Source organism: Streptomyces sp. NPDC001732, from assembly GCF_053596315.1.
In genome coordinates, this window is the sequence record NZ_JBSFFY010000015.1 from 72,135 (window position 1) to 92,257 (window position 20,123).

At 73.2% G+C, this 20,123-nt stretch carries 19 protein-coding genes and 1 pseudogene; 9 read left to right on the forward strand and 11 right to left on the reverse strand.

What is annotated here, in order from left to right:
• The 4 genes from ACWCXX_RS17445 to ACWCXX_RS17460 all read right to left on the reverse strand — a co-directional run bounded on the left by ACWCXX_RS17445 (nucleotide 1) and on the right by ACWCXX_RS17460 (nucleotide 3,874).
• Entirely contained in the window at nucleotides 1-426 is a 426-nt protein-coding gene (locus ACWCXX_RS17445) for a PaaI family thioesterase (protein WP_451128022.1), read from the reverse strand.
• Between the two features lie 66 nt (nucleotides 427-492).
• Nucleotides 493-1,704 carry a cytochrome P450 family protein gene (locus ACWCXX_RS17450; protein ID WP_451128024.1) on the reverse strand — a complete coding sequence of 404 codons (1,212 nt, stop codon included), beginning with the start codon at nucleotides 1,702-1,704 and terminating at the stop codon, nucleotides 493-495.
• 84 nt (nucleotides 1,705-1,788) lie between these two features.
• Nucleotides 1,789-2,529 carry a response regulator transcription factor gene (locus ACWCXX_RS17455; protein WP_451128026.1) on the reverse strand — a complete coding sequence of 247 codons (741 nt, stop codon included), beginning with the start codon at nucleotides 2,527-2,529 and terminating at the stop codon, nucleotides 1,789-1,791.
• A gap of 127 nt (nucleotides 2,530-2,656) precedes the next feature.
• Nucleotides 2,657-3,874 (reverse strand): sensor histidine kinase, encoded by a 1,218-nt coding sequence (locus tag ACWCXX_RS17460; protein ID WP_451128028.1) that lies wholly within the window; start codon nucleotides 3,872-3,874, stop codon nucleotides 2,657-2,659.
• Between the two features lie 144 nt (nucleotides 3,875-4,018).
• Here ACWCXX_RS17460 and ACWCXX_RS17465 point away from each other — a divergent pair, with 144 nt between their 5' ends.
• Nucleotides 4,019-4,222, forward strand: coding sequence for a hypothetical protein (locus tag ACWCXX_RS17465; RefSeq protein WP_451128030.1), 204 nt, complete (start codon nucleotides 4,019-4,021; stop codon nucleotides 4,220-4,222).
• 203 nt (nucleotides 4,223-4,425) lie between these two features.
• Here the strand turns inward: ACWCXX_RS17465 and alc are convergent, their stop codons facing one another.
• Both alc and allB read right to left on the reverse strand, forming a co-directional pair.
• The gene (gene alc / locus ACWCXX_RS17470; protein WP_451128032.1) at nucleotides 4,426-5,541 is read right to left on the reverse strand and encodes an allantoicase; all 1,116 of its coding nucleotides are present in this window, start codon (nucleotides 5,539-5,541) and stop codon (nucleotides 4,426-4,428) included.
• A gap of 2 nt (nucleotides 5,542-5,543) precedes the next feature.
• Entirely contained in the window at nucleotides 5,544-6,887 is a 1,344-nt protein-coding gene (allB, locus tag ACWCXX_RS17475) for an allantoinase AllB (protein WP_451128034.1), read from the reverse strand.
• Nucleotides 6,888-7,260: 373 nt separating this feature from the next.
• Here allB and ACWCXX_RS17480 point away from each other — a divergent pair, with 373 nt between their 5' ends.
• Nucleotides 7,261-8,061: an IclR family transcriptional regulator gene (locus tag ACWCXX_RS17480; protein WP_451128036.1), complete on the forward strand. Its 801-nt coding sequence runs from the start codon at nucleotides 7,261-7,263 to the stop codon at nucleotides 8,059-8,061.
• A gap of 93 nt (nucleotides 8,062-8,154) precedes the next feature.
• On the opposite strand, the gene ACWCXX_RS17485 is transcribed toward ACWCXX_RS17480, so the two are convergent.
• Both ACWCXX_RS17485 and ACWCXX_RS17490 read right to left on the reverse strand, forming a co-directional pair.
• Nucleotides 8,155-8,835, reverse strand: coding sequence for an ABC transporter ATP-binding protein (locus ACWCXX_RS17485; protein WP_451128038.1), 681 nt, complete (start codon nucleotides 8,833-8,835; stop codon nucleotides 8,155-8,157).
• The gene (locus ACWCXX_RS17490; protein WP_451128040.1) at nucleotides 8,832-9,932 is read right to left on the reverse strand and encodes an ABC transporter permease; all 1,101 of its coding nucleotides are present in this window, start codon (nucleotides 9,930-9,932) and stop codon (nucleotides 8,832-8,834) included. Before ACWCXX_RS17490 ends, ACWCXX_RS17485 begins: the two co-directional genes overlap by 4 nt.
• Nucleotides 9,933-10,043: 111 nt before the next feature.
• On the opposite strand from ACWCXX_RS17490, the gene ACWCXX_RS17495 reads away from it, so the two are divergent.
• Nucleotides 10,044-11,255, forward strand: a complete 1,212-nt coding sequence (locus ACWCXX_RS17495; protein WP_451128042.1) for a sensor histidine kinase — start codon at nucleotides 10,044-10,046, stop codon at nucleotides 11,253-11,255.
• Entirely contained in the window at nucleotides 11,252-11,896 is a 645-nt protein-coding gene (locus tag ACWCXX_RS17500) for a response regulator (protein WP_451128044.1), read from the forward strand. Before ACWCXX_RS17495 ends, ACWCXX_RS17500 begins: the two co-directional genes overlap by 4 nt.
• A 36-nt stretch (nucleotides 11,897-11,932) precedes the next feature.
• Here the strand turns inward: ACWCXX_RS17500 and ACWCXX_RS17505 are convergent, their stop codons facing one another.
• Complete coding sequence (locus ACWCXX_RS17505; protein ID WP_451128046.1) at nucleotides 11,933-12,235, reverse strand: DUF5955 family protein; 303 nt, start codon at nucleotides 12,233-12,235, stop codon at nucleotides 11,933-11,935.
• A gap of 257 nt (nucleotides 12,236-12,492) precedes the next feature.
• Here ACWCXX_RS17505 and ACWCXX_RS17510 point away from each other — a divergent pair, with 257 nt between their 5' ends.
• The 3 genes and pseudogenes from ACWCXX_RS17510 to ACWCXX_RS17520 form a co-directional block, all read left to right on the forward strand.
• Nucleotides 12,493-13,110, forward strand: coding sequence for a nucleotidyltransferase family protein (locus ACWCXX_RS17510; RefSeq protein ID WP_451128048.1), 618 nt, complete (start codon nucleotides 12,493-12,495; stop codon nucleotides 13,108-13,110).
• 234 nt (nucleotides 13,111-13,344) lie between these two features.
• Nucleotides 13,345-14,964 carry a malate synthase A gene (gene aceB, locus ACWCXX_RS17515; RefSeq protein WP_451128050.1) on the forward strand — a complete coding sequence of 540 codons (1,620 nt, stop codon included), beginning with the start codon at nucleotides 13,345-13,347 and terminating at the stop codon, nucleotides 14,962-14,964.
• A gap of 126 nt (nucleotides 14,965-15,090) precedes the next feature.
• Nucleotides 15,091-15,348: pseudogene (locus ACWCXX_RS17520) on the forward strand (acyl-CoA-like ligand-binding transcription factor); the annotation flags it as partial.
• A 121-nt stretch (nucleotides 15,349-15,469) separates the two neighbouring features.
• Here ACWCXX_RS17520 and ACWCXX_RS17525 read toward each other — a convergent pair.
• Both ACWCXX_RS17525 and ACWCXX_RS17530 read right to left on the reverse strand, forming a co-directional pair.
• Nucleotides 15,470-16,969, reverse strand: a complete 1,500-nt coding sequence (locus ACWCXX_RS17525) for a glycosyl hydrolase family 18 protein (protein ID WP_451128052.1) — start codon at nucleotides 16,967-16,969, stop codon at nucleotides 15,470-15,472.
• Nucleotides 16,970-17,188: 219 nt separating this feature from the next.
• On the reverse strand, nucleotides 17,189-18,181 hold the full coding sequence (locus ACWCXX_RS17530; RefSeq protein ID WP_451128054.1) for a fibronectin type III domain-containing protein: 993 nt from the start codon (nucleotides 18,179-18,181) through the stop codon (nucleotides 17,189-17,191).
• Between the two features lie 158 nt (nucleotides 18,182-18,339).
• On the opposite strand from ACWCXX_RS17530, the gene ACWCXX_RS17535 reads away from it, so the two are divergent.
• Nucleotides 18,340-19,401 (forward strand): amidohydrolase family protein, encoded by a 1,062-nt coding sequence (locus ACWCXX_RS17535; RefSeq protein WP_451128056.1) that lies wholly within the window; start codon nucleotides 18,340-18,342, stop codon nucleotides 19,399-19,401.
• A 36-nt stretch (nucleotides 19,402-19,437) separates the two neighbouring features.
• Nucleotides 19,438-20,040 (forward strand): TIGR03086 family metal-binding protein, encoded by a 603-nt coding sequence (locus tag ACWCXX_RS17540; RefSeq protein ID WP_451128058.1) that lies wholly within the window; start codon nucleotides 19,438-19,440, stop codon nucleotides 20,038-20,040.
• Nucleotides 20,041-20,123: the final 83 nt, after the last annotated feature.

The following is a 20,123-nucleotide window of genomic DNA, read 5'->3' on the forward strand; positions in this document are numbered from 1 at the left end:
TCAGGAGGGCTGGGCGCCGGCCGACAGCACGGTTCCCTGCGCGACCGCGCAGAGCGCCTCCGTCCCGTCCTCCCTCACGGCGGACAGTTCGCAGCGGACCACGGCCTGACGGCGGCCGGTGTGCACGACCTCGGCCCTGGCGACGAGCGTGCGTCCGGTGGCGGGCCGGACGTACTGGATGGAGAAGCCGCCCGTCAGCACGGCCGGGCCGAGCGTCGTACCGGCGGCGAAGGTGATCGAGTTGTCGGCGGCGTAGGCCAGGACCCCGCCGTGCAGAAAACCGTTCTGCTGCTGGAGTTCTTGGCGGATGTCCACTTCGAGGGTGGCCGCACCGCCCCCGAAGGCGGTGATCCGTGCCCCGACGAGGCCGCTGAACGGCTGGCTGTCGAGAACCTTCTGGGCCATGGGCAGATCGAGTCCGGTCATGACAACCTTTCCTACCTCACCAGGTTTCTCGTCTCATCAGGTTTCTCGCCCAGCCGGTTTCTCGCCTCACCAGCGGACCGGAAGTCCCCGCCGCCCGCGGATCAGCAGGCCGGGAAGCCAGTCGAACTCCCCTGCCGCCGTGTCCCGTTCGAGGGAGGGGCAGCGCTCCAGCAGGGTACGGATCGCGATCCGGCCCTCCATCCTGGCCAGCGGCGCTCCCAGGCAGAAGTGCACCCCGTGCCCGAAGGCCAGGTGCCCCCGGGTGTCGCGGCGGATGTCGAAGGTGTCCGGTGCCGGGTAGCGGGCGGGGTCGCGGTCGGCGCCCGCCAGGGACACCAGCACCGTCGCGCCCGCCGGAACGACCCGCCGCCCGATCTCGACCGGCTCGCGGGGACAGCGGAACGTGGCGGTCTCCACCGGTCCGTCGTAGCGCAGCATCTCCTCGACCGCCCCGTCGATCAGGCCCGGATCGGCGCGCAGGGCCGCGAGCTGGTCGGGGTGGTCGAGCAGGGCCCGTACCCCGTTGGCGATCAGGTTGACCGTGGTCTCGTGACCGGCGACGAGCAACAGGAAGGCCATCCCCACGAGTTCGTCGGGCGACAGCCCGTCCCCCTCCTCGTCGCGCGCCCCGACCAGCGCGCTCATCAGGTCGTCGCCGGGTGAGCGCCGCTTGTTCCCGATGAGTTCGCCGAGGTACGCGTTCATGGCGCGCACCGCTTCCTGCTCCTGCTCCGGCGTGGCCGGGGTGACGACGCCGTTCGACAGCCGGCGGAAGGCGTTGCGGTCCAGGTCGGGGACGCCGATCAGCTCGCAGATGACGGTCATCGGCAGCGGGAAGGCCAGTGCGTCGACGAGGTCGGCGCGCCCGGCTGGCACCATCGCGTCGAGGAGTTCGTCGGTGATCTGCTGGACCCGGGGGCGCAGTGCCTCGACCCGGCGGGCGGTGAACTCCCGGGCGACGAGCTTGCGCAGCCGGGTGTGGTGGGGTGCGTCCAGCTCCAGCATGTTGAGGAAGATCGGGTCGGTCTCGGTGGGTGCGCCCGGCAGCCCCCGCCAGTCCTTGGCGAACCGCTGGTCGGCCAGGACCGCGCGGGCCTCGTCGTACCCCACCACGAGCCAGATCCGCTCGAACTCGTCGGTGCGGACGGTGTGCACGGGGCCTGCGGCGCGCAGCTTCTCGTAGTACGGATACGGGTTCGCCGTGAAGTCCTTCACTCCGCGCAGATCGACATCGACACCGGCATCGGCGTCGGCGGTGGGGCCACTGGCTTCGGACATGGGACCGTCCCTCCCGGTCTGATCGGCCCGGCCGTCCGGTCCGACGTCCGGACCGACCGCCCCGATCGCTTCGGATCGACCGGTTCAGCCTACGTCGCCGGTTTCCGCGGCCTCGTCGTCCAGCAGGCCCGAGTCGTGCACCAACAGCGCGATCTGGACACGGTTGTTGAAGTCGAACCTGGTCAGGATCCGGGACACCTGTGTCTTCACGGTCGCCACGCTGAGATGGAGCGCCGCGGCGATCTCGGCGTTGGAACGGCCGCGTGCGACGGCGATCGCGACCTCGCGCTCCCGTTCGCCGAGGTCGGCGATCCGCCGGCGGGCCCGGTCGGTACGGGCCGCCCGGTCGTCCCGGCCGCCGCGGGGCCCCGTCCCGGCGGCGCGGGCCATCAGCTGACGCGTCACCGCGGGTGACAGCACCGGGTCGCCGGCCGCCACCCGCCGCACCGAGTCGACGATCTGCGCCGGAGGGGTGTCCTTCAGGACGAATCCGGCGGCTCCGGCGCGAATGGCGCGCAGCACCTGTTCGTCGGCGTGGAAGGTCGTCAGGACGATGACCTCCGGTGCGTCGGGGCGGGCGCGCAGGGCCTCGGTCGCGGTCAGCCCGTCCACGACCGGCATCCGGATGTCCATCAGCACCACGTCGGGGCGGAGCCGTTCGACCAGGCCCGCGACCTCGGCGCCGTCGGCCGCCTCCCCCACGATGTCGATGTCGTCCGCGCCGCCGAGCATGAGGGCGAGCCCGGCCCGTACGAGCGGGTCGTCGTCGACGACGAGGAGCCGGACGGGGCATGCCGGGTGGCCCTTGAGGGGCTGGGTGGTCATGACAACCACCGTAACCGGGCCCGGACACCGGCCGTGCCGGGGGCCGTTGTGCCCGGCACCGCGCCCACGAGGGCGACGGCGATCCGTTCCACGCCCACGACGGCGGCGGGGGCGGTCCGCCGCGCGCTCACGAAGGCCACGGCAGCGAGGCCCGGAGGCCGAAGCCGCCGTCCGGTTCGGGGCCGTGGTCCAGGCGGCCCCCGGCCAGCGTGGCGCGTTCCGTGAGGCCGATGAGCCCCTGTCCGGAGCCGGGCACCCGGGCGAAGGGTTCGGTGGGTGCCGGGTTGCGCACCTCGACGGTGAGTCCTTCGCCCGGACCGCCGGTGACCGTGACGGTGACCTCGGCGCCGGGTGCGTGCTTGCGGGCGTTGGTCAGGGCCTCCTGGGCGATGCGGTAGACGGTGCGGCCGGTGGCGGCGGGGGCCGCGGCGGGATCGGCGAGGCGGTTGTCGAGGGTGACCTTCATGCCGGCCAGCCGGGACTCGGCGATCAGCGAGTCCAGGGTGGCGAGGGTGGGCTGCGGCCGGTCGCCGTCGCTCTCGCCGGGGCTGCGCAGCACCCCGATGATCTCGCGGAGGTCCTGGAGCGCCTCGTGCGCGCTGTCCCGGATGACCCCGGCGGCCCGCGCCACCTCGGCCTTCGGGGCGTCGGGGCGGAATTCGAGGGCGCCGGCGTGGACGCTGAGGAGGGTCAGCCGGTGGGCGAGGACGTCGTGCATCTCCCGGGCGATGGCCTCACGGGCCAGCCGTTGCGCCTGTTCGGCGCGGAGCTCCGCCTCCGTCTCGGCCCGGTGGGCCCGTTCGCGCAGGCTGAGGACGAGCTGGCGTCTGGACCGTACGACCATGCCCAGGCTGAGCAGCAGCAGTGACAGCAGCGTGCCGATGACCACGGCCTCGACGAACGAGGTCTGCGGGTCCGGGCGCAGATACGGCTGCACGGGGGCGACGGCCACGGAGAGCGCCCCGATGGCCGCCACGGGCCGGAACGGACGGTGCACCGCCACGCTGAACATGGCGACGAGCAGGGCCCCAGTGGCGACCGGCTCGACGGCGGAGACCAGGACCAGGGCCACCGCGACGCCGATCGGCCACCTCCGCCGCACCCACAGGGCGCAGCAGGCGGCGGCCCCGATCAGGCAGTCGACGAAGACGACGAGGTCGGGGGTGGTGCGGTCGGCGTCGATCGTCGCCGCCGCGAGCATGCCGACCAGGGCCGCACAGAGGAAGGCGGTCAGGTCGACGCACCAGTCCCGCACGGTGCGGCGTGAACGGCCGCCCCGGTCCCCCGGCAGTTCGGGATCGGCCATCGCGGAGGGCAGCAGCCAGCGGTACTCCGTACGCGTCATACGGCAAAACTACCCAGGTCGGGCGGGTGTTCCGGCCGACCGGGCACGGCGGGCGACCAAAGTCGCGAAAGACGAGACCTTCGGCCACCCGCCGCAGCCCGGTGGCCGACGCGGGGGCGGGGCCGCCCCCACGAGGCTCTTCCCATGAAGAAACTCTGCGAGACGGTCGGCTTCGTCGTCTGTGCCCTGGGCGTCGCCGGACTCCTGAACGAATGGATCGGCTGGTTCCGCTTCTGGGCAGTGGTGCGGCGGCTGGACTTCATCGGCCCGTACACGACCTTCGTCCACATCGTGATGGTCGTGGCGGGGTTCGCGGTGATGGTGGCGGCCGACCGGCTCAAGGAGTGACCGGGCCGTTCAAGGAGCGGCCGGGGTCGTCGGGGAAGTGATCGGGGTCGTCCGGGAAGCGGCCGGGGTCGTTCGAGGAGCGGCCGGGGTCACCGCCCGGCGGCCCCGGGCCGCACCCGCCGCCCGTCCGCCCCGCCGCGTCCCCCGGCCGGTCCTCGGAGTCCGCACGGTGGCCGCCGGGCGGGCGGCCACCGTGCGGACTCTCAGCCGCCCAGTTCGCGGTGACGGGCGGCCAGCCGTGCGGCGCCCTCCTCGGTCGGCGTGCCGAACAGCCGCAGCCGGGAGATTCCGCCGTCCGGGAAGATGTCGATGCGTACGTGCGTGGCGCAGACCGCCTCCGGCAGGACGAAGCGGTGGTTGGTGTCGGGCTGCAGCCGGGTCCGGGGCAGCATCTCGGTCCATTCGCCGCTCTCGCCGTCGCGGGCGAAGAGGCTCGCCCATCCCGCCGAGTTGCCCTTCAGATACGCGGTGTCGATCTCGACGGCACCGATCAGGGCCTGTTCGACGAGCCGGTAGCGGATCCAGTCGTGGCCCCGGTCGCGTCGGCGGCGGGTCTCCCAGCCGTCGTCCATCTTGCGGGACCTGCCCGGCTGGACGGTGTTGGTCGCCGGGGAGTAGAAGCGGTCGGAGGCGTCCTCCACCGTGCCGCCGTTCTCCAGGGCGACCAGGTCGAAGGTGCCGAGGGCGGCCAGCCACGCCGGGTCGGGGACGACCTCGCCGTACACCCGCAGGCGGGCTATCCCGCCGTCGGGGTGCTGGTTGACCCGCAGGTGGGTGACGCGTCGCCCGTCGTCGACGACGAAGCCGTTGGCCGCGTGCCCGCCGACGGCCGTGCGGGGCACGATCGTGGTCCATTCGACGCCGGGCGCGAGGAGTTCCTCCGGTGACGGGGAGCCGGGGACACAGGCCGCCTCGACGGAGACCGCCTGCGGGTAGTTGCCGCGGAAGTGGGCGGTGTCGACGACGATGCCGCGCACGACTCCGGGCGTGCCGAGCCGTACCAGCGCCCAGTCGTGGTCCTCGTCCGCCGGGTGCGGCCGGTCGGCGCTCACGCCGCGCCGGCGGCGGGTCTCCCAGCCGTCCATGACCTTGCCCTTGTGGCCGAAGCGCTCGGGGTCGAACTCGGCGGGCTCCGGCTTCAGCAGGTTCTCCCGCTCGGCGAAGAACTCGTCGTTGGCCGCGATCACCCCGGCGCCGAGCCGCCGGTCGGCGAGGTCGACGAGGCCGGTGAAGGGGAAGTCGTCGGTGCGGTAGTCGGCGTACGGATCGCCGCCGCCGTACGGGTTCGCGTCACCGGTGAAGCGGGCTGTCGCCGTCATGGTCAGTGGTTCCTTTCGAGGAGGTGGCCGGTGGGCCCGGCGACGGTGCCGTCGGCCGCGATCCGCGTCCCGCGCAGCCAGGTGGACCGCACGACGCCGTACAGGGTCCGGCCCGCGTACGCGGTGACCTGGTTGCGATGGAAGAGTTCGGCGGGGTCGACGGTGAACGTGTCGTCGGGGGCGAGCACCGCGAAGTCGGCGTCGCGGCCCGCCTCGATGGCGCCCTTGCGGGTCAGTCCGGCGAGCCCGGCGGGGGCGGCTGACATCCAGCGGGCGACGTCGTCGAGCGAGTGGCCGCGCCTGCGGGCCTCGGTCCAGATGGCGGGCAGTCCCAGCTGGAGGGAGGAGATCCCGCCCCAGGCGGAGGCGAAGTCCGGCGTCTTCAGGTCGGTGGTGCACGGCGAGTGGTCGGAGACGATGCAGTCGATCGTCCCGTCGGCGAGCCCCTCCCACAGCACGTCCTGGTTGGCGGCCTCCCGGATCGGCGGGCAGCACTTGAACTCCGTCGCGCCGTCGGGGACCTCCTCGGCGGTGAGGGTGAGGAAGTGCGGGCAGGACTCCACCGTGATCCGTACGCCTTCGCGCCTGGCGGCGGCGATCATCGGCAGTGCGTCGCCGGAGGAGAGGTGCAGGACGTGGACGCGGGCGTTCAGCCGCCTGGCGTGCGCGATCAGGCCCTCGATCGCGGTGTTCTCGGCGTCGCGCGGCCGGGAGGCGAGGAAGTCGGCGTACGCGGGGCCGCTGCGCTGCGGGGCGGAGGCCAGATGGTGGGGGTCCTCGGCGTGCACGATCAGCAGCCCGCCGAAGCCGGCGATCTCGGCCATGGAACGGGCCAGCTGCTCCTGGTCGAGCTCCGGGAACTCGTCGACGCCGGAGGGCGAGAGGAAGCACTTGAAGCCGAACACCCCGGCCTCGTGCAGCGGGCGCAGGTCCTTGATGTTGGACGGGACCGCGCCGCCCCAGAAGCCGGTGTCGACGTGCGCCTTGGGGGCGGCCACCCGCTGCTTGGTGCGCAGGTGCTCGACGGTGGTGGTCGGCGGGAGGGAGTTGAGCGGCATGTCGAGCAGGGTGGTGATGCCGCCCGCCGCCGCCGCGCGGGTGGCGGTGTGGAAGCCCTCCCACTCGGTGCGGCCGGGGTCGTTCACATGGACGTGCGTGTCGACGAGGCCGGGCAGCAGGACGTCCTCGCCGAAGTCCTCCAGCCGGGCGCCGGCCGGCACCTCGGCGTCGTACGGCAGGACGGCGTCGATCCGCCCGTCGGCGACGGTGACCGTCGCGGCCCGCGTCCCGTCCGGGGTGACGACCCGCGTCGAGCGCAGTACCAGATTCACGTCCGCACCGGACACCCGTGCTCCTCACTTCGACTCTCCGCCGCGGCCTCCGCCACCGGCAGATTCAACGAACTGTTGAAGGAGTCTTCACTCGGGACCATGCCCCGTCAAGACCCCGGCCCCCTCGCCCGGCCCCCCGGCGGGCCGCCCGCACCCGGACTTGGATATTTCCACAAAGTAGAAGGATAATTTCGAAGAGTGGAACGTACCATGGGACCAGCGTGACTCCGCAGAACTGCTCCGCCTGCCGCCGACACCGGGACAAACGGGCTCTGACCGGCCAGGACGCCCCGCCCGGGGCAGTGGGCCGATCGGGAACCGCCCGGTAGGCTGCTGGGTGCCTCGCCGGGCGGGGCACCCGCTCTTCCGCCTCGAAAGGACCGTTGACGTGCCGCCGTCCCACGCCAGCACACCCGACTCCAAGCCCGCCGCTTCCGGCGGTGGTGTGCAGTCCCTTGAGCGTGCCTTCGATCTGCTGGAGCGGATGGCCGACGCCGGGGGCGAGGTCGGTCTGAGCGAGCTCTCCGCGAGCAGCGGCCTTCCGCTGCCGACCATCCACCGTCTGATGCGGACGCTGGTGCTCTGCGGATACGTGCGCCAGCAGCCCAACCGGCGCTACGCGCTCGGCCCGCGCCTGATCCGGCTCGGCGAGTCCGCGTCCCGGCTGCTCGGCACCTGGGCCCGTCCGTACCTCGCGCGGCTGGTCGAGGAGACCGGCGAGACCGCGAACATGGCGCTGCTCGACGGCGACGAGATCGTGTACGTGGCGCAGGTTCCGTCCAAGCACTCGATGCGCATGTTCACCGAGGTGGGCCGTCGCGTCCTGCCCCACTCCACCGGGGTCGGCAAGGCACTGCTGGCGAACACGCCGCCGGAGGAGGTGCGGGCCCTGCTCGCCCGTACCGGGATGCCCGCCGCCACCGAGAAGACGATCACCACCCCGGACGGCTTCCTCGAAGCGCTGGAGCAGGTCCGCAGGCTCGGCTACGCGGTGGACGACAACGAGCAGGAGATCGGGGTCCGCTGCCTGGCGGTCTCCGTCCCCGACTCCCCCACCTCGGCCGCCATCTCGATCTCCGGTCCGGCGGGCCGGGTGACGGAGGCGGCGACGGAGCGGATCGTGCCGATCCTCCAGCAGGCCGCGAAGGAACTCTCCGACGCACTGGCGAGCAGCGGCTCCACCGGCTGACACGGAACGGGCGGGGCCGTCCCGTACGGGACGGGCGGCACCGCTCGTTCGTACGGCACGGGCGCCCGCCCGTCCTTCGTTCCCCGGAGTTCCTCAGACCCGTTCGGGCACCGTCAGGCGGCCGTCGTCCATCGTGACCGTGTGGTCCGTCCGGTGCAGATGGGCCCGGTCGTGCGTGACCATCACCGTCGCCGTCGACCGCTCCCGGGTCAGGGTGACCAGCAGGTCCAGCACCGCCGCGCCCCGCTCGTGGTCGAGCGCGCTGGTCGGCTCGTCCACGAGCAGCACCGCCGGCTCGTTCATCAGGGCCCGCGCGATGTTGATCCGCTGGCGCTGACCGCCCGACAGCTGGTGCGGCCTGCGGCCCGCCCGGTCCGCGAGGCCGACCGCGTCCAGCAGCTCCAGTGCCCGGCCGCGGGCCCCGCGGGCCGCTCCGCCCGACAGATGGGTCATGACCTGGAGCTGTTCGACCGCGGTGAGGGAGGGCAGCAGATTGGGCTGCTGGAAGACGATGCCGATGCGCTCGCGGCGCAGCTCCGCCTTCTCCGCCCGGCTCAGCTCCCCGGTCTCCGTCCCGTCGACGACGACCCGGCCGGTGTCCGGCGTGACCAGGGTCGCGGCCACGGCGAGCAGGCTGGACTTGCCGGAGCCGGACGGTCCGACGACCGCGGTGAGCGTGCCCGCGGGCACCTCCAGCGAGACCCGGTCGAGGGCGGTGAGCCGGTCGTCGCCGTCGGGGTAGGTGAGGGTGACGTCGGCGAGGGTGAGGGTCATCGGGCACTCCCGAGTGCGGTGAGCGGGTCGACGGCGGTGATCCGCCGGATGGACAGGGCCGCCCCGAGCGCGCCGAGGACGATCATGACGGCGGCCGGGACCAGCACGGTCGTCGCGTCGAGGACGAACGGCACCGTCCCGCCGCCGATCAGCGCGCCGATGCCGGAGGCGAGCGCGGTGCCCACGCCCGTACCGGCGGCGAGCATCACGACCGCCTGCCCGAGCGCGTCGCGCAGCAGGTACGGGGTGGAGGCGCCGAGCGCCTTGAGCACGGCGACGTCGCCGCTGCGCTGGATCGTCCAGACGGTGAAGAAGGCGCCGATGACGAGGGCGGAGATGGCGAAGAGGAAGCCGCGCATGAGCTGGAGCGAGCCGTTCTCCGCCTGGTAGGAGCCGATCGCGGTGAGGGAGTCCGCCAGAGCGAGGGTGCTGGTGCGGGCGGCCTCGTCGCCCGCCGCGAGGTCGGCGCCGTCGTCGGTGGTCAGCGCGATCACCGTGGCGTGCCGCTGCCCGCCCGCGCCGTCGCCCCCGAAGCGCTGCCAGTCGTCGAGCGAGGTCCACACGACCGGTGTGTGACTGTACGAGGCGTCCCCCGCGACCGATGCGACGGTGACCTCGGTGCCACCGAGCTTCAGCCGGTCGCCGGGCGCGGCGTCCAGGTCGGCGGCGGCCCCCTCGGACAGCACCACCTCGCCCCTGTCGACCCGCGCGCCGCCGGTGGGCGCGAGGCCCCCGTCGGGTTCCACGCCGAACGCCGACACCGCGGCCGTGCGCCCCCCGTCCTCGGCGTCGGCGACGGCGTTCAGGGTGCGGATGCCGAGCGGCTGCGCGTCGCGCACCCCGGGCCGCGCCGCCCAGCTCCGCCAGGCGCTCTCCGCGACGACGGAATCGGTGAAGGACACCGACCGGCCGTCGGGCGGGGCGGCGAACGCCAGGTGGTCGGCGTCCAGTCCCGTGACGGCCGAGGTGTTCTCCCGGGCAAGACCGGCCGTGAGACCGGACAACAGGCCCACGAGCAGCGTGATCAGCACCACGACCGTGCCCATGAGCGCGAACCGGCCCTTGGCGAACCGGAGATCTCTCCATGCGACGAACATGCTCCCAGCCTCGGCCTCCGGAGCCCTCGGGCACATCGCCCACCGGTGGGGCCCGACATCAAACTTTCGATTGACCGGCGTCGGGCACTCCTTGTCTACGCTGGACGAATCATGGATTCCCGCACCCATCCCCCGGTCGCCACCGCGCTGCGGCTCTGTCTGCACGCGCTGCTGGTCGGGCTGCTCGCCCTGGCGGCGGTACGGGCCGTCGGCGACGGCATGCCGCACGCCGCCGCTGCCATCGTGGTCTGCGTGCTGATGACCGCGGTGTACGCGGCGGGCGCGCTCGCCCCCGCCGTGCAGCCGCACACCCGGGCGGCCGCCCTGTGGCTGGCGGTGCTGGGCGCCGGGTGGCTGGTGCTGCTCGGCCTGTCGCCCGACGCGCTGTGGGTGGCCTTCCCGCTGTACTTCCTGCAACTGCACCTGCTGCCGACGCGCTGGTCCCTGCCGGTCGTCGCCGTCACCGCGCTCGCGGCCGTCGCCGGTTTCACACTGCACGGCGGGCCCGTCACACCGGGTGCCTTCATCGGTCCGCTGCTCGGCGCGGCGGTCGCGGTCGCGACGGTCCTCGGGTACGAGGCGCTGTTCCGGGAGAGCGAACGGCGCCGGGAACTCATCGAGGAGCTGGTGTCCACCCGGGCGGAACTGGCCGAGGCGGAACACACCGCGGGCGTCCTCGCCGAACGCGAACGGCTGGCGCGCGAGATCCACGACACCCTGGCGCAGGGTCTGTCCAGCATCCAGCTGCTGCTGCGGGCCGCCGAACGCACCCTGCCCGACGACGCCCCCGCCGCCGCGCACGTGCGCCGGGCCCGCGAGGCCGCCCAGGACAATCTCGCCGAGGCCCGCCGCTTCGTACGCGCCCTCTCCCCGCCCGACCTGGAGAACGGCTCGCTGGCGGCGGCCCTGGAACGGCTCTCGGCCCGCACGACGGCGCCCGGTCTCACGGTGCAGTTCGCGGTGAGCGGCACCCCGGTGGAGCTGCCGACCCCGTACGAGGTGGCGCTGCTGCGCACCGCGCAGTCGGCGCTCGCCAACACGGTGCGGCACGCCGCGGCCCGGCGGGCGGAGATCACCCTCAGCTTCATGGACACCTCGGTGTCGCTGGACGTCGTCGACGACGGCCGCGGCTTCACCCCCGGCGACGGGCCGGCCGCCGCGGACGCCGGCACCGGCGGCTTCGGGCTGCCCGCGATGCGCGCGCGGGCCCGTTCGCTGGGCGGCACGCTCAGCGTCGAGTCGGCGCCCGGTCAGGGCACCGCCGTCGCCCTCACCCTTCCCCTTCCGCTTCCCGACGGCCGACCAGGACAGGACGCCGCATGACCTCGCCCACGCCCGATCCCGTCCGGCTGCTGCTCGCCGACGACCACCCGGTGGTACGGGCGGGGCTGCGGGCCGTGCTCGACTCCGAACCCGGGTTCCGGGTGGTCGCCGAGGCGGCCACCGCCGAGCGGGCCGTCGCACTCGCGGCGGCCGGCGGGATCGACGTCGTCCTCATGGACCTGCAGTTCGGGGCGGGCATGCACGGCTCGCAGGCCACCGCGGCCATCACGGCGGAGCCGGACGCCCCCCGTGTCCTGATCCTCACCACGTACGACTCGGACGCCGACATCCTGGCCGCGGTCGAGGCGGGGGCGGCGGGCTATCTGCTGAAGGACGCCCCGCCGGAGGAGCTGGCGGCGGCGGTGCGCACGGCGGCGGCCGGCAGGTCGGCGCTCGCGCCCTCCGTCGCCCACCGCTTGATGGACCGCATGCGGACCCCCGCCCAGGCGCTGACCAAACGCGAGCTGGAGGTCCTCCAGCTGGTCGGCGAGGGGCTGTCGAACCTCCAGATCAGCAAGAGGCTGTTCCTCAGCCAGGCGACGGTGAAGTCCCACCTGGTGCACATCTACGCCAAACTGGGCGTGGACTCCCGCACCTCGGCGGTCGCGGCGGCGACGGCACGTCGGCTGATCCGCCGCTGACCCGCTCCCCCTGCCGGTCGGCGCCGTTCGTACCGGTCAGCCGCGCGGCGGTTCCCCGAAGAGGTCGACGGCGACCCGTACGTCCCTGAGCGCGGAGGCCAGGGCGCTCATCGAGCCGATCGCCCCCGCGATCAGCAGCAGCGAGCGGCGCAGGCGCGGGATCTCCGGCACCCCGCCGAGTGCCATCGCGTCGAGCGCGGCCAGTTCGTCCTCGGCAATGCCCCGGTCCGGGAATTCCGAGGGGTGCCCGGCCAGTTCGCGGCGGAGCCGCGAGACCGCCGTGCGCAACTCCGTCACCCTCGGGTCCTCGCCGCTGCTGGTCACCCGCGTCTGTCCCACGCTTCGCAACAAAGCACTCCCCCTCGCACAACCTTGTGCCAGTGTTCCGACCGGTTCGCGCACCGCGACCAAGTAACCGGGCGTGCGCGCAAGTTAACGCCATGAAAGGTGTCGAGCGCCACTCCGCGGACAGAATTCAGGGGGTCCCGTAAGGGTGATGTGCGTGTCGCCCGGTGGACGGCGTTCCCGCCCGCACCCCCTGCCGCTTGCTTCAGCGAAGGGTGCGCGGCCGGGAAGCGATGGGGTATTCAGTCCGCATGACTCGGACCACACAGGCCACCGAACGGACCCCCGTGGTCGCCGGACTGCTGCTCGCCGCGGGCGGCGGACGGCGGCTCGGCGGACGGCCCAAGGCGCTGCTCCAGCACCGCGGGCGCCTCCTGGTCGAGCACGCGGTGCGGGTACTGCGGGACGGCGGCTGCGGCCCCGTCCACGTGGTGCTGGGCGCCGCCGCCGACGAGGTGCGGGCCCGCGCCGACCTCTCCGGCTGCGTCGTGACCGTCAACCCCGAATGGGCGCAGGGCATGGGTTCCTCGCTGCGGGCGGGGCTCGGGGCGCTCGCCGGCACGGGGGCCGACGCGGCCCTCGTCCTCCTGGTGGACCAGCCGGGCATCGGCGCGCAGGCGGTGGCCCGGGTGCGTTCGGCGTACCGCTCCCGGACGGGCGTGGCGGCGGCCTCGTACGACGGGGAGCGCGGCCATCCGGTGCTGTTCGGGGCCGGTCTGTGGGCGGAGATCGCCGCGGGCGCGGTGGGCGATCAGGGGGCGCGCCCCTATCTGCGGGCGCACCGCGATGCGATCACGCTCGTCGAGTGTTCCGATGTGGCTCAGGCGTACGACATCGACACGGCGGAGGACCTCGGGCACCTGGAGTGAACGCGACGGCATCCCGCGCCGGCACCGCCCCGCTTCTGTCGATCCGGAGAATCTCGACATCAACAAACCATTGAACTTCCACCATGAGGAAACTACTATCCACTGATCAGAAGCCCTCTGCACCTCAGACGGCGCCCCCACCCGTATCCCGGAGTCCCGGCACGCCGTGCCGTCCCCGGCGACCCGGCGGCCGTGGGGCGCCGCCCGCACCGCCCGCTGAAGGAGTGACCGCTCATGTCCGCACCAGCGCCGTCCCCGCTGGCCATCGTCGATGCCGAGCCCCTGCCCAGGCAGGACGAGGTCCTGACCGAAGCGGCCCTCGCGTTCGTGGCCGAGCTGCACCGGCGGTTCACACCCCGTCGTGACGAACTGCTCGCCCGCCGGGGCGAACGCCGCGCCGAGATCGCCCGCACCTCCACGCTGGACTTCCTGCCCGAGACGGCGGCGATCCGTGCGGACGACTCCTGGCGCGTCGCGCCGGCCCCGGCCGCGCTGAACGACCGCCGGGTGGAGATCACCGGTCCGACCGACCGCAAGATGACCATCAACGCCCTCAACTCGGGCGCCAGGGTCTGGCTCGCCGACTTCGAGGACGCCTCCGCCCCCACGTGGGAGAACGTCGTCCTCGGCCAGCTCAATCTGATCGACGCCTACACCCGCAACATCGACTTCACGGACCCGGGATCCGGCAAGTCGTACGCCCTGAAGCCCGCCGAGGAGCTCGCCACGGTCGTCACCCGGCCGCGCGGCTGGCACCTGAACGAGCGCCACCTCCAGCTGGACGGCGTCCCGGTGCCGGGCGCGCTGGTCGACTTCGGCCTCTACTTCTTCCACAACGCCCAGCGCCTCATCGACCTCGGCAAGGGCCCCTACTTCTACCTCCCGAAGACGGAGTCCCACCTGGAGGCCCGCCTCTGGAACGACATCTTCGTCTTCGCCCAGGACTACGTCGGCATCCCGCAGGGCACGGTCCGCGCGACCGTCCTCATCGAGACGATCACCGCCGCGTACGAGATGGAAGAGATCCTCTACGAACTGCGCGACCACGCCTCCGGGCTGAACGCGGGCCGTTGGGACTACCTCTTCTCCATCGTCAAGAACTTCCGTGACGGCGGCGCCAAGTTCGTCCTCCCGGACCGCAACGCGGTGACGATGACCGCTCCGTTCATGCGCGCGTACACCGAACTCCTCGTCCGTACCTGCCACAAGCGCGGCGCGCACGCCATCGGCGGCATGGCGGCCTTCATCCCGTCCCGCCGCGACGCCGAGGTCAACAAGGTCGCCTTCGAGAAGGTCAAGGCCGACAAGGACCGCGAGGCCCACGACGGCTTCGACGGCTCCTGGGTCGCCCACCCGGACCTGGTGCCGATCGCCATGGCCTCCTTCGACGCGGTCCTCGGCGAGAAGCCGAACCAGAAGGAACGCCTGCGCGAGGACGTCTCGGTGGCCGCCGGGGACCTGATCGCCGTCGACAGCCTGGACGCCAGGCCCACCTACGAGGGTCTGCGCAACGCCGTCGCGGTCGGCATCCGCTACATCGAGGCCTGGCTGCGCGGCCTGGGCGCGGTCGCCATCTTCAACCTGATGGAGGACGCCGCCACCGCGGAGATCTCCCGCTCGCAGATCTGGCAGTGGATCAACGCGGACGTGGTCTTCGAGAACGGCGAGCACGCCACGGCGGACCTGGCGCGCAGGATCGCGGCCGAGGAACTCGCCGCGATCCGCGCCGAGATCGGCGACGAGGCCTTCGCCGCCGGCAAGTGGCAGCAGGCCCACGACCTGCTGCTGACGGTCTCCCTGGACCAGGACTACGCGGACTTCCTGACCCTGCCCGCGTACGAACAGCTGGGCTGACCCGCCGCCCGCCCCGTACCGCTCCGCCCCCGGCACCGCACAGCGCCGGGGGCGGAGCGGTACGCCCGGCCGGCGCGCGGCCGGCACCGGGGCGCAGGGACACCGGGGCCGCGCGTGCCCACGGGCGTGGAGGGCCCGGAGTCCCTGGAGTGGGTGCGGTCGCTGCCGAGGATGGCGACGGACAGCCCGGCCCTCCAGTCGGGGTGGAACGACGCGGACACCACCCTGGCCGGGGTGCTCGCGGCGCGCGCCGGACTCCCGGACGCGGCGGGCTCGCCGGAGATCCGGCTGACGGCCGGGGCCGTCGGGGTCGCGGTGCGGGCCGCGGTGGAGACCTGGGCGGCCGGCGACGGGGCCGGAGGGACCCGCGGCATTGACGGAGCGCTGCCCGGCCTCGGCGGAGGGCGCGCCGGGGGGCCTCTGATCCCGCCTTGCCCCACAACCGCGGTTCGCGGAACCCGGCAGGACTCCGCGAACCGGCGGGTACCGGCTGTCGCTGGCGCCGCTACCGCTCCGGCCGGGACAGGCCCCGCTTCAGACCGGTGTCCAGTGCGTTCATCAGGGTGCCCTGCGACGTGTCGCCCGACATCTCCCAGATCATCACCCCGAGCAGCCCCTTGGACTTCACGTAGTCGGTCTTCTTTCCGAGGGACCAGGTGTCGTCGAAGGACCACCACTGGTTGCCGGTGTAGCCGTACGTGGAGATCGACTGTTCGTCGTGATGGACCGTCATCGTCGGGTACGCACCGATGAGGTCGGCGTAGCCGCGGTTGCCGGCCTCCTCGGCGAACTGGCCGGGAGCGGCGCCGCCCGCGCCCTGCCATTCGCCCGCGGCCCCGCCGTCGGCGACGTTCTGCCGGCCCCGGCCGTGGAACGGCACGCCCAGGGTCAGTTTGCGGGGTTCGACGCCCGCGTCGGTGTACGCCCTGATGGCGGTGTCGGCGCTGAAGCGGCCGTAGATGCCCCACTGGACGAAGTAGCCGACCTTGGCGTAGTTGCCCTTGCCGACGATGTCGTCGGTCTTCACCGTGAGCGCCCCACTGGCCGGGGAGGCGTTGTCCGCCGCGTCCCGCGCCTTGACGGTGAAGGTGTACGGGGTCGAGGGCGAGAGTCCGCCGATGGTGGCGGTGGTCGTCGCGCCGGAGACCGTGGTGGCGAGCAGGCCGCCCCGGTAGATGTCGTACGCGGCGACCCGCTGGTCGTCCGTCGCCGCGGTCCAGGCCAGGGTGACGGACGAGGAGTCGGTGGCCGTGGAGCGCAGCGAACCGGGCGCGGTGGGCGGGGAGGTGTCGGTGGCCGGGCCGACGGTGGTGACGGCCAGCGGCGCGCTCTCGGCCGAGGTGTTGCCGCGGGTGTCCTTGGCCCGGACGGCGAACGCGTAGGCGGTGGCCGGGGTCGGGCCGGTGACCGTGGTGGAGGTGGCCGCGGTGGCGGACCCCACCACCTTCCCGCCGGCCAGGACGTCGTACGACGCCACGGGGAAGTCGCCCGGCGCGGCCGCCGTCCAGGACAGCGACGCGGTGCGGGCGGTGACGTCGGTCTGCTTCAGTCCGCCGGGCGCGCCCGGCGGCACGTCGGCGGAGCCGTCGCACTTGTCGCCGTTGACCCGGCAGCCGGTGGGCGCGGCGACGGGCCCCTTGGCGACGAACCAGAAGCTGTACGGCTCGCTGGTGCCGTGTGCGGCGACCGTGCCGTTGTAGTGGGCGTTGACCGCGGTGACATGGCTGCCCCGGGTGGTGACGGTGCCGTTGCAGGAGGTGTCGATCGTGACCCCGGCGGGCAGGTCGAATTCGATCTCCCACCCGGTCACGGCGGTTTCGGTGTCGCTGTGCAGGACGTAAGTTCCCTTCCACCAGGAGCCGTTGTCGGCCGAGGTGAAGGTCGCCGTCGGCTTGCCCGCCGCGTGCGCGGGGGCGGCCTGGAGCGAGAGCAGCGCGAGGAGCAGCCCGAGAACGGCGGCGAGCGCGGTCGCCGTTCTCCGTCTGGAGGTCATGTGCTCGAACATGGTGTTCTCCCTTGGGGCAGGGACCGGTGAGGCGGTCCTGAGAGGGAGCCGGATCCCTTGGTGCCATGGAGCACGGGGGGGGAAACTAAGAGGTCTGGACCAACTCGCCAATAGGTACAGACCAATCGCGGGTAAAGTCGGCCGCCCGCACCCCTCGCCCCACTCGCCCCGCTCCCCCTCGCCCCACTCACCTCACTCGCCTCACTCGCCTCACTCGCCTCACTCGCCGAGGACGACCGTGCGCTGGGCGGAGAAGTCCCCCCACTTCCCGTCGGGCAGCTTCGCGCGGATCTTCAACGAGTAACGGGTGCCGCGCGGGTCGCTCACGGTGAGCCGGTAGCTCGCCCGGCCCTCGGGCGGGGCTCCGCCCCACACGATCGTGGTGGTCGCCCGGCCGTTCATGAACAGCTGGTACGCGGGGATCTCGCCGCCGGTCTCCGGCTGTTTCCAGTTCAGCTCGATGGCGTACCCCTTGCCCTCGACCCGGTTGCCGATCCGCAGGTCGGTGGGGGCGGTACCGGCCGGGGCGCCCGGGGCGGACTCGGTCGTGAGGTCGACGGCGTTGCTGTCCGGCGAGGAGGTGTCGGCGGCGTCGCGGGCCCGGACGGTGAAGGTGTAGACGGTGCCGGGGCGCAGTCCGGTCAGATGGGCGGTGGTTCGGTCGCCGGGCACGCTGTGGATCCGGGAGTCCTCCTGGTAGATGTCGTACGAAGTGACGCCGACGTCGTCCGTCGAGCCGCCCCAGGAGAGGTTCACCGACCGGCTGCCGTCCACCGTGCCGCGCAGCTTCACCGGGCGGGTCGGCGCCTCCCGGTCGGCAGGGGCGGCAGCAGGTGTGGTGACGCGCACGGCGGCGCTGGGCGCGGAGAGGTTCCCGGCGGCGTCGCGGGCCCGGACGGTGAAGGAGTGGGCGGTCGACGCGGTCAGCCCGTCGACGTCGATCATCAGCTTGGCCGCCGGGACCGACTTCACCCGCTTCCCCTCCCGGTAGACCTCGTAGCCGGTGACCGCCCTGTCGTCCGAGGACCGCTCCCACATGACGTGCACGGAGGTGGCACTGCTCGCCTGTGCCGTCACCCGGCCCGGCACCGTCGGCTTGCCGGTGTCGGACTCGGGGGCGGAGTCGCAGGCGGTGAGCGCGGCGAGGAGCAGGGCGGCGGAGCAGGCCAACGCGGCGGTTGCACGGGGGTGTTGCACGGTTGCGCCTTCCATCCGGGAGCAATGGTCCAGACCTGTATCGCATGGCGCGGGGCTCGTCGACAAGAGGACGGATCGGAACGTTCCGCAATGTGCCGGTGTGCCCGCGCGGCCCACGGGGGCGGGCGATGGTGCGTCGCCGGTGGGGCGGCGTCGTGTCGTACGGTCGTCCGATGCTGTGCATACGAGGGATCGTGCTGCCGGAGCGCGAGGAACGCACCTTCCGGATCGACGGCGAGGTGCTCCGCGCGGGCGACCCGCCGGGCGGCCTCTCGGGCCGGGACGTGGAAGTGGTCGTGGACGGCGGCTGGCTGCTGCCCGGCCTCGTCGACGTGCACACGCACCCCGGCACGACGGACCCTCGCGTGCCCTTCGACGAGGGGTTGCTGCGGCGGCAGTTGGTGGAGCACCGGGACGCCGGGGTGCTCGCGGTGCGCACCCCGGGCACGGCGCGGCGGATGCCCCGCTGGGTGGCCGAGGACCCGGAGCTGCCGCGTGTGACGTCGGCGGGGCGGTGGCTGGCCACGCCCGGCCGGTTCATCCCGGGCTTCGGACGCGACGTGAGCGAGGCGGAGTTGGTGCGGGCCGCCGTGGAGGAGGCGGCCGCCTCGTCCGGGTGGTGCAAGGTCGTCGGTGACTGGGCCGCCGACGAACCCGCAGTGCCGCTGCCGTTGTTGGCCTCGGTGGTGGCGGCGGTCCACGCGGCCGGTGGCAAGGTGGCGGTGCACTGCCAGACCGCCGAGGGCACCCGCAATGCCGTACTGGCGGGCGCCGACAGCCTGGAGCACGGCATGCATCTCGATCCGGCGCTGCTGGACCGGATGGCCGCGCAGGGCACGGCGCTCGTGCCGACGCTGAGCGTCTTCGCCGCCGGAGTGGGCCCGATGCGGGCCCGGGAGCCGAGCGTGCGCCGCGATCTTTGGCTGGCCGGCTGGGACGGCATGCTCGACAATGTGCGCGCGGCCCACGAGGCCGGTGTGACGGTGCTGGCCGGGACGGACTCCTTCCCTTGCGGAACGGTCGCGGGCGAGTTGGAATGGCTCGTACGGGCCGGTCTGCCGGCCCACGCGGCACTCGGTGCCGCGTCCTGGACGGCACGGTCCTGGCTCGGACTGCCGGGCCTCGTGGACGGCGCGCCCGCCGACCTCGTCGCATACGCCACCGACCCGACCGAGGACCCTGCCGTGCTGAACCGTCCGAGCCGGATCGTGCTCCGTGGACGCGTCGTGCGATGAGCGACGGGTTCGGGGCGCGGGAGAGGTCTGCCCTGTATGGACACGCACACCGAGACGATCCCCACGATCGATCTGGAGCCCGCCGCGCGACAGATCGCCTCCCTGCTCGACGGCATCGACGACCGGCAGCTGGCCGGTCCGACGCCCTGCCCCGACTACACGGTGCGCGAGCTGCTCGCCCATGTGGTCGGGCTGAGCACGGCCTTCCGCGACGCGGCGCGCAAGGACCTCGGGCCGACGACCGACACCGCCCCGACCGCCGCGCCGCCGGTCCTCGCCGAGGGCTGGCGCGAAACGCTGCCTGCGTTGCTGGACGAGCTGGTGGCGGCCTGGCGCGCCCCCGATGCCCGGCAGGGGACGACCAGGGCGGGCGGTGTGGATCTGCCGGCCGAGGTGGCGGTGGTGGTCGCACTGGACGAACTGGTGATCCACGGCTGGGACCTGGCCCGTGCGACCGGTCAGGAGTACGAGCCGGACGAGGCGAGTCTGCGTGTCTCGCTGGCCATGCTGACCCCTGACGACGATCCCCGCCCGGCGGACATCTTCGGCCCTCCGGTCCCGGTCCCGGCCGACGCGCCCCTGCTCGACCAGACCGTCGCCATGAGCGGCCGTCGCCCGGACTGGCAACCGGGCACCTGACCCCCGCCGCACCGGCCCGCACCGCGCCACGGGGCCCGGTGCGGGCCGGGTCGCGGCTCACGGTGGGCCGAAGCATCTGACGG

Bases quoted from the DNA above. Each gene is read 5' to 3' on its own strand.
- ACWCXX_RS17525 (WP_451128052.1), bottom strand. From the start codon at position 16,969: ATGTTCGAGCACATGACCTCCAGACGGAGAACGGCGACCGCGCTCGCC.
- ACWCXX_RS17500 (WP_451128044.1), top strand. From the start codon at position 11,252: ATGACCTCGCCCACGCCCGATCCCGTCCGGCTGCTGCTCGCCGACGAC.
- ACWCXX_RS17540 (WP_451128058.1), top strand. From the start codon at position 19,438: ATGGACACGCACACCGAGACGATCCCCACGATCGATCTGGAGCCCGCC.
- ACWCXX_RS17460 (WP_451128028.1), bottom strand. From the start codon at position 3,874: ATGACGCGTACGGAGTACCGCTGGCTGCTGCCCTCCGCGATGGCCGAT.
- ACWCXX_RS17490 (WP_451128040.1), bottom strand. From the start codon at position 9,932: ATGTTCGTCGCATGGAGAGATCTCCGGTTCGCCAAGGGCCGGTTCGCG.
- aceB (WP_451128050.1), top strand. From the start codon at position 13,345: ATGTCCGCACCAGCGCCGTCCCCGCTGGCCATCGTCGATGCCGAGCCC.
- ACWCXX_RS17495 (WP_451128042.1), top strand. From the start codon at position 10,044: ATGGATTCCCGCACCCATCCCCCGGTCGCCACCGCGCTGCGGCTCTGT.
- ACWCXX_RS17510 (WP_451128048.1), top strand. From the start codon at position 12,493: ATGACTCGGACCACACAGGCCACCGAACGGACCCCCGTGGTCGCCGGA.
- ACWCXX_RS17445 (WP_451128022.1), bottom strand. From the start codon at position 426: ATGACCGGACTCGATCTGCCCATGGCCCAGAAGGTTCTCGACAGCCAG.
- ACWCXX_RS17530 (WP_451128054.1), bottom strand. From the start codon at position 18,181: ATGGAAGGCGCAACCGTGCAACACCCCCGTGCAACCGCCGCGTTGGCC.
- ACWCXX_RS17485 (WP_451128038.1), bottom strand. From the start codon at position 8,835: ATGACCCTCACCCTCGCCGACGTCACCCTCACCTACCCCGACGGCGAC.
- ACWCXX_RS17465 (WP_451128030.1), top strand. From the start codon at position 4,019: ATGAAGAAACTCTGCGAGACGGTCGGCTTCGTCGTCTGTGCCCTGGGC.
- ACWCXX_RS17455 (WP_451128026.1), bottom strand. From the start codon at position 2,529: ATGACCACCCAGCCCCTCAAGGGCCACCCGGCATGCCCCGTCCGGCTC.
- ACWCXX_RS17450 (WP_451128024.1), bottom strand. From the start codon at position 1,704: ATGTCCGAAGCCAGTGGCCCCACCGCCGACGCCGATGCCGGTGTCGAT.
- alc (WP_451128032.1), bottom strand. From the start codon at position 5,541: ATGACGGCGACAGCCCGCTTCACCGGTGACGCGAACCCGTACGGCGGC.
- ACWCXX_RS17535 (WP_451128056.1), top strand. From the start codon at position 18,340: ATGCTGTGCATACGAGGGATCGTGCTGCCGGAGCGCGAGGAACGCACC.